The organism is Hydrogenophaga intermedia (genome assembly GCF_000723405.1).
Classification (GTDB): Bacteria; Pseudomonadota; Gammaproteobacteria; order Burkholderiales; family Burkholderiaceae_C; genus Hydrogenophaga; species Hydrogenophaga intermedia.
Genome location: NZ_CCAE010000058.1, coordinates 22295 through 28754, shown reverse-complemented (window position 1 = coordinate 28754; position 6460 = coordinate 22295). Strand labels below are relative to the sequence as shown.

General features: G+C 69.0%; 9 protein-coding genes. 6 read left to right on the top strand and 3 right to left on the bottom strand.

Features of this window, described 5'->3' with window-relative positions; translation table 11 throughout:
• Nucleotides 1–137: 137 nt before the first annotated feature.
• Nucleotides 138–359, top strand: coding sequence for a hypothetical protein (locus BN948_RS21900; RefSeq protein WP_009520602.1), 222 nt, complete (start codon nt 138–140; stop codon nt 357–359).
• On the top strand, nt 359–886 hold the full coding sequence (locus BN948_RS21895) for a thermonuclease family protein (protein ID WP_009520603.1): 528 nt from the start codon (nt 359–361) through the stop codon (nt 884–886). The genes BN948_RS21900 and BN948_RS21895 overlap by 1 nt, the downstream gene beginning before the upstream one ends.
• On the opposite strand, the gene BN948_RS21890 is transcribed toward BN948_RS21895, so the two are convergent.
• The 3 genes from BN948_RS21890 to gpmA all read right to left on the bottom strand — a co-directional run bounded on the left by BN948_RS21890 (nt 872) and on the right by gpmA (nt 4052).
• A complete protein-coding gene (locus tag BN948_RS21890) occupies nt 872–1639 on the bottom strand; it encodes a HesA/MoeB/ThiF family protein (RefSeq protein WP_009520604.1) in 768 nt (255 codons plus the stop codon). The two genes, BN948_RS21895 and BN948_RS21890, sit on opposite strands and share 15 nt — an antisense overlap.
• A gap of 49 nt (nt 1640–1688) precedes the next feature.
• Nucleotides 1689–3167, bottom strand: coding sequence for a S41 family peptidase (locus tag BN948_RS21885; RefSeq protein ID WP_009520605.1), 1479 nt, complete (start codon nt 3165–3167; stop codon nt 1689–1691).
• A gap of 141 nt (nt 3168–3308) precedes the next feature.
• Nucleotides 3309–4052 (bottom strand): 2,3-diphosphoglycerate-dependent phosphoglycerate mutase, encoded by a 744-nt coding sequence (gene gpmA, locus BN948_RS21880; protein ID WP_009520606.1) that lies wholly within the window; start codon nt 4050–4052, stop codon nt 3309–3311.
• 82 nt (nt 4053–4134) lie between these two features.
• Here gpmA and BN948_RS21875 point away from each other — a divergent pair, with 82 nt between their 5' ends.
• The 4 genes from BN948_RS21875 (at nt 4135) to BN948_RS21860 (ending at nt 6432) form a co-directional block, all read left to right on the top strand.
• Nucleotides 4135–4545, top strand: a complete 411-nt coding sequence (locus tag BN948_RS21875) for a rhodanese-like domain-containing protein (protein ID WP_009520607.1) — start codon at nt 4135–4137, stop codon at nt 4543–4545.
• A 31-nt stretch (nt 4546–4576) separates the two neighbouring features.
• Nucleotides 4577–4837: a glutaredoxin 3 gene (grxC, locus tag BN948_RS21870; protein ID WP_009520608.1), complete on the top strand. Its 261-nt coding sequence runs from the start codon at nt 4577–4579 to the stop codon at nt 4835–4837.
• 104 nt (nt 4838–4941) lie between these two features.
• Nucleotides 4942–5400: a protein-export chaperone SecB gene (secB, locus tag BN948_RS21865; protein WP_009520609.1), complete on the top strand. Its 459-nt coding sequence runs from the start codon at nt 4942–4944 to the stop codon at nt 5398–5400.
• A gap of 9 nt (nt 5401–5409) precedes the next feature.
• On the top strand, nt 5410–6432 hold the full coding sequence (locus BN948_RS21860; RefSeq protein WP_009520610.1) for an NAD(P)H-dependent glycerol-3-phosphate dehydrogenase: 1023 nt from the start codon (nt 5410–5412) through the stop codon (nt 6430–6432).
• Nucleotides 6433–6460: the final 28 nt, after the last annotated feature.

Below are 6460 nucleotides of genomic sequence, written 5' to 3'. Positions count from 1 at the left end.
GGTGGTGCGGGGGGTGGCGCGGGAGGTGGCCTGGCGGCGGGCGGCGTGGCCGTGGGTGTCGTGGCCGCGGACCAGTCCGGCGCCTGACCCGCGCTGGTGCATCATCGGGCCTCCTTCCATCCAGCAACGGAGACACCATGAATCTCGCCAAAGTCGTCGGTATCGTCCTCATCGTGGCGGGGGCCATCGGCCTCGTCATGGGCAGCTTCAGCTACACCAAGGACACCGAGGCCGTGAAGCTCGGCCCCGTCGAGCTCTCGGTGAAGCAGAAGGAAACCATCAACGTGCCCGTGTGGGCCGGCATCGGCGCCATCGCCGTGGGCGTGGTGCTGCTGGTCATGGGCGGCCGCAAGGGCTGATGCGGCGCCTGGCGGGGGTGGCGGCCGGCGCGCTGCTGGCCGGTGCCGCCGTGGCATCGTGGGCCGATGAGGCGGTGTACGCCGCGCGCGTGACGCGCGTGTTCGATGCCGACACCGTGTGGGTGCAACCCGCCGCTGGCGGGCGCTGGCGCAAGCTGAGGCTGGACGGCCTGGACGCTCCCGAGATCTGTCAGGCCATGGGCGTGGCCGCGCGCGATGCCCTGGCGGCGCGGCTGCTGGAGCAAGCCGTGACTGTGCGCGAGCGCGCGCACGACAGCTACGGCCGAGGGCTGGTGGTCATCGAGCGCGAAGGCGAGGACGTGAACGCCTGGCTGGTGCGAACCGGCTGGGCCTGGGCCTCGCGCTGGCGCGGCCGGGGTGCCTACGTGAAGCACGAAGACCAGGCGCGGACGGCGCGACAGGGCCTGTGGGTGAAGGGCGGTGCGCCAGAGGCACCACGCGATTTCCGCCGCCGCCACGGCCCTTGCGAGCCGCCCTGGCCCGCGCCGGCTTCAGTGGCCCGCTGATCCGTGGCGTGAACCGCAGACCGGGCAGGCCGGGTCGCGCTTGAGCGCGATCTCGTGGAAGGCCAGTTCGCGCCCGTCCAGCATGAGCAGGCGACCGGTGAGCCGCGAACCCAGGCCCGAGAGAATCTTGAGTGCTTCGGCCGCCTGCAGGGTGCCCACGATGCCCACCAGCGGCGCGAACACACCCATGGTGGCGCAGCGAACCTCTTCCACGTCCGCGTCGGGCGGGAACACGCAGGCATAGCAGGGCGCCTCAGGCTGGCGCGGATCGAACACGCCGAGCTGGCCGTCGAGGCGGATGGCCGCGCCCGAGACCAGCGGCTTGCGGTGGCGCACGCAGGCGCGGTTGACCATCTGCCGCGTGGCGAAGTTGTCGCAGCCGTCGATCACCACGTCGGCCGTCGGCACCAACGCGTCCAGCAAGGCGTCGTCGGCGCGCTGTCGGATGGCGTTCACCTGCACGTCGGGGTTGATGGCGGCGATGGCTTCGCGCACCGAGTCGGCCTTGGGCCAACCCACGCGCGCCAGGTTGTGCGCGATCTGGCGCTGCAGGTTGGTTTCGTCCACCGTGTCATCATCGACCACGGTGATGCGGCCCACGCCCGCGCTGCCCAGGTACAGCGCCACCGGTGAGCCCAGGCCGCCCGCGCCGATGAGCAGCGCGTGCGAGGCCAGCAGGCGTTCCTGGCCTTCGACACCGAGTTCGTCGAGCAGGATGTGGCGCGAGTAGCGCAGCAGTTGGGCGTCGTTCACGCGGTCTCGCGCGAGGGGAGGGGCGGGCCGGCGCGCGGCCCGCCAGGGCTCAGTTTTCCTTCTTCTCTTCGGTGCGGACGGTCTGCGACTTGCTGACCATCACTGGCTGGCCCTTGAGTTGGTTCAAGGCCTGCATGAGCTGGAAGTCCTTCTCGCTGCCGAACTCGGGCACCAGGCGCTGGCCGGGGTTCTTGCGGGCTTCCTCTTCCAGCTTCTTGCGCGCGGCTTCGCGCGCTTCCTCGCGCTTTTGCTCGGCGTCGCGCTGCGCATCCGTCATGGGACCGTGCGGCGAACTGCCCAGGCTGTTGTTCAGGTCGGCCTCGCGCGTGCGCAGGGCGGCGAACAGGTTGCCATCGGCGGTTTCGTCCACCATCACATCGGGCACGATGCCTTTGCCCTGGATGGACACGCCCGAGGGAGTGTAGTAACGCGCGGTGGTGAGCTTCAGGCCGGTGTCGGGCCCCAGCGGGCGCACCGTCTGCACCGAGCCCTTGCCGAAGGTCTGGCTGCCCATGACAGCGGCGCGCTTGTGGTCCTGCAGGGCGCCGGCCACGATCTCGCTGGCCGAGGCCGAGCCTTCGTTGACCAGCACCACCATCGGCACTCGCTTGTAGAAGCCCTTGGTGTTCTCGGTCAGGCGACGGATCGGGTCGTTGCCGCCGCGGCGCAAGTAGTGCTGCGGAATGGCTTTGTAGATGAACTGGCTCTCGGCGAGTTGGCCGTTGGTGGACACCACGGTCACGTTCTCGGGCAGGAACACGGCCGACAGGCCCACGGCCGCGTCGAGCAGGCCGCCTGGGTCGTTGCGCAGGTCGAGCACCAGACCTTTCATGTTCGGATCGGCGCGGTAGAGGTCTTCCAGCTTGCGCGTGAAGTCCTCGATGGTGCGTTCCTGGAACTGCGAGACGCGCACCCACGAATAGCCTGTCTCGATCGTGCGCGACTTGACGCTCACGGTCTTGATCTCTTCGCGCGTGATGGTGACGGTGAAGCTGCGGTCCTCGTCCTTGCGCAGAATGGTCAGCAGTACCTTGGTGCGCGGCTCGCCGCGCATGAGCTTGACGGCCTGGTTGATGTCCAGACCCTTGACGGCGGTGTCGTCGATGCGGGTGATCAGGTCGCCGCTCTTGAGGCCGGCGCGAAAGGCGGGCGAGTCTTCGATGGGCGAGACCACCTTGACCAGGCCGTCTTCCATGGTGATCTCGATGCCCACGCCCACGAAGCGGCCGCTGGTGCCTTCGCGGAATTCCTTGAAGGACTTCTTGTCGAAATACTGGGAATGCGGGTCGAGGCTGGCGACCATGCCCGAGATGGCGTCGGAGATCAGCTTCTTCTCGTCCACTGGCTCCACATAGTCCGTCTTGACCATGCCGAACACGGCCGCCAGTTGCTGGAGTTCTTCGAGCGGCAAGGGGCTGAGCGTGTTGCGCGCCACCGCCTGTAGCTGCACCGTGGTGAGTGCGCCCGCCACCGCGCCGATGGCCACCCAGCCAACGGTTCTGAGCCTGGATCCGACCCGCTTCGTCATGGAATCACCTTTGCAAACTGCCCGACACGGGCCCTTGGCCCTGCGGCGGGCCAATATACACCTTGGAGAATGGGTCCTCGCGAGGGTTCCCCGCCGGCCGGCGGCGGTTTTGCACGCCCCGGCGGGTCGGGGCGCGCAGGCTCAGGCTTTACCCTGATTCGCCACGGCGGCGGCGGCCTTGGCGGCGGCTTCGGCATCGCCCAGGTAGTAGTGGCGGATCGGCTTGAGCTGGGCGTCCAGTTCGTACACCAGCGGAATGCCGTTGGGGATGTTCAGGCCCACGATGTCGGCGTCGGAGATGCCGTCGAGGTACTTCACCAGGGCGCGGATGCTGTTGCCGTGCGCGGACACCACCACGCGCTTGCCCGACTGGATGGCCGGCGCCAGCGCCTCGTTCCAGAACGGCATGACGCGCGCCACGGTGTCCTTCAGGCATTCGGTCAGCGGCACCTCCTCGGGCTTGAGGCGGGCGTAGCGGCGGTCGCTGCGCTCGCTGCGCGGGTCGCTCGGTTCCAGTGCCGGAGGCGGGGTGTCGTAGCTGCGGCGCCAGACCAGCACCTGCTCGTCGCCATATTGGGCGGCCATGTCGGCCTTGTTCAAACCCTGCAGGGCGCCGTAGTGGCGTTCGTTCAGCCGCCAGTTCTTGACCACGGGCAACCAGGTGCGGTCCATGCCGTCCAGCACGTGCCACAGGGTATGGATGGCGCGCTTGAGCACGCTGGTGTACGCGATGTCGAAGTCGTAGCCGTCGGCCTTGAGCAGGCGGGCGGCTTCCTCGGCCTGCGCCACGCCGGTGGGCGTGAGGTCCACGTCGGTCCAGCCGGTGAAGCGGTTTTCGAGGTTCCAGGTGGATTCGCCGTGGCGGATCAGGACGAGCTTGTGCATGGCGGAGTGCGGGGCGGCGGGCGCCGAAAAGGTCGGAAACCGCGCATTTTAGAATCGCGGCCTTTCCCTCCAAGGTATCACCGTGAGCTTCTTCATCGAGAACTGGGTCCTGATCGCCGTGGCGTTCGTTTCGGGCGCCCTGCTGGTGTGGCCGGCCGTCAAGTCCGGCGGCCGCACCGGCACCCTCAACGCCAACGACGCCGTCGCGCTCATGAACCGCCAGAAAGCGGTCGTGATCGACATGTCCGACGCCAAGGAATTCGCCGAGGGTCATATCGTCGGCGCGAAGAACCTGCCGCTGGACGAGCTGGAGGCCAAGCTGCCCGGCGCCGTCAAGAACAAGGCCCTGCCGGTCATCTTCGTCTGCCCCAACGGCGCCCGCGCCAACCGGGCGGTGGCGGTGGCCAAGAAGCTGGGCTACGAGAATGCCCAATCCCTGACCGGCGGCATGGGTGCCTGGCGCACCGCAGGCCTTCCGGTGGAGAAAGCCTGATCATTCAGGTTTTGCGTCCTCGAGCACCCGAATGTCCAAGGTCACCATCTATTCCAGCGATTACTGCCCTTACTGCCACCGCGCCAAGGCCCTTCTTCAGGCCCGTGGCGTGACGGACTACGAGGAGATCGTGGTGGATGGCCGGCCCGACCTGCGGGCCCGCATGACGCAACTGGCCGGGCGCACCAGCGTGCCGCAGATCTTCATCGGCGACACCCACGTGGGCGGCAGCGACGACCTGCACGCGCTGGACGCGCGCGGCGGCCTGGTGCCGCTGCTGCAGGCGGGCTGAGGCGCTGTCAATCTGTCATTGGCGGCTGACATAATCCGCCGTTGCGCCCGCTGAGGGTCTTCCCCGGCGGGCTTTTTCATTTCCCGACACACCCGAGACGCACCATGGCCGACACCGACACGCCCGTTTTCCAGATCCAGCGCATCTACCTGAAAGAGGCCTCGCTGGAGCAGCCCAACTCGCCGGCCATCCTGCTGGAGCAGGAGCAACCCACGGTGGACATCCAGCTCGGCGTGGACGCCCAGCCCGTGGCCGATGGCGTGTTCGAGGTGCGCGTCACCGCCACTGTCACCACCAAGATCAAGGACAAGACGGTGTTCCTGGTCGAGGCCCGGCAGGCCGGCATCTTCGAAATCCGCAACCTGCCCGACGAGCAGATGGGTCCGATCATGGGCATCGCCTGCCCGCAGATCGTCTACCCCTACCTGCGCGGCAACGTGGCCGACCTGATCCAGCGCGCCGGCTTCCCGCCCGTGCACCTGGCCGAAATCAACTTCCAGGCCATGTACGAGCAGCAGCAGGCCGGCCAGGACACGGCCGAGGCGCCGCGCATCATCACCTGATTCCGGCGGATGGGTTTCGCCTCTCCCTCGCACACCGTGGTGCTGGGCGCCGGCGCCTGGGGTACGGCGCTGGCCATTTCGGCTGCGCGGCACGGCTCCACCCGCGTGAGCCTGTGGGCGCGAGACCCGGCGCAGGCCATCGCCATCGACCGCGAGCGCGAGAACCGGCGCTACCTGTCGGGCCTGGCCCTGCCGGAGGACCTGCGCGTCGTCTCCGGTGAGGCCGCTCCCTGGGTGGCAGAGGCCAATCTGGTCATCGTGGCCACACCCATGGCCGCGCTGCGCGGCTGGTTGAGCGAATTGCGCGGCCTGACGGTGCCCGTGGCCTGGCTCTGCAAGGGTTTCGAACGCGCGGCCTCGCCCGATGAACCCGGCCTCCTGGGGCACGAGATCGCCGCCGCCGTGGCGCCCGACGTGAGCACCGGCGTGCTCAGCGGCCCCAGCTTCGCTCAAGAGGTGGCGCGCGGCCAGCCCACCGCCCTGGTGGCAGCAAGTGCCCACGCCGAGGTGCGCGACGCCCTGGTGTCCGCCTTCCACGGCCCCACGCTGCGCGTCTACGCCAATGACGACGTGGCCGGCGTCGAGGTGGGGGGCGCAGTGAAGAACGTGCTGGCCATTGCCACCGGCCTGTGCGATGGGCTCAACCTGGGCCTGAACGCCCGCGCCGCGCTCATCACGCGCGGTCTGGCCGAGATGACGCGCCTGGGCCTGGCCCTGGGCGCGCGCGCCGAGACCTTCATGGGGCTGTCGGGTCTGGGCGACCTGGTGCTCACCGCCACGGGCGACCTGTCGCGCAACCGGCAGGTGGGCCGCCTGCTGGCGAAGGGGCAGACGCTGGACGAGGCGGTGGCCTCGCTGGGCCACGTGGCCGAGGGCGTGTACAGCGCGCGCACCGTGGCGCAGCGCGCGAGCCGACTCGGCGTGGACATGCCCATCACCGACGCGGTGGTGGAACTGCTCGAAGGCCGGCTGCGGCCCGACGAGGCGGTGGCCGCGCTGATGGGGCGCGACCCCAAGACCGAAGGCCTCTAGGCGCCCGAGCGCCTCGGCGTCTGGGCGT

Excerpts from the sequence above, each read along its gene's own strand:
- BN948_RS21900 (WP_009520602.1), top strand. The coding sequence starts at position 138 with ATGAATCTCGCCAAAGTCGTCGGTATCGTCCTCATCGTGGCGGGGGCC.
- BN948_RS21895 (WP_009520603.1), top strand. The coding sequence starts at position 359 with ATGCGGCGCCTGGCGGGGGTGGCGGCCGGCGCGCTGCTGGCCGGTGCC.
- BN948_RS21885 (WP_009520605.1), bottom strand. The coding sequence starts at position 3,167 with ATGACGAAGCGGGTCGGATCCAGGCTCAGAACCGTTGGCTGGGTGGCC.
- gpmA (WP_009520606.1), bottom strand. The coding sequence starts at position 4,052 with ATGCACAAGCTCGTCCTGATCCGCCACGGCGAATCCACCTGGAACCTC.
- grxC (WP_009520608.1), top strand. The coding sequence starts at position 4,577 with ATGTCCAAGGTCACCATCTATTCCAGCGATTACTGCCCTTACTGCCAC.
- secB (WP_009520609.1), top strand. The coding sequence starts at position 4,942 with ATGGCCGACACCGACACGCCCGTTTTCCAGATCCAGCGCATCTACCTG.
- BN948_RS21860 (WP_009520610.1), top strand. The coding sequence starts at position 5,410 with ATGGGTTTCGCCTCTCCCTCGCACACCGTGGTGCTGGGCGCCGGCGCC.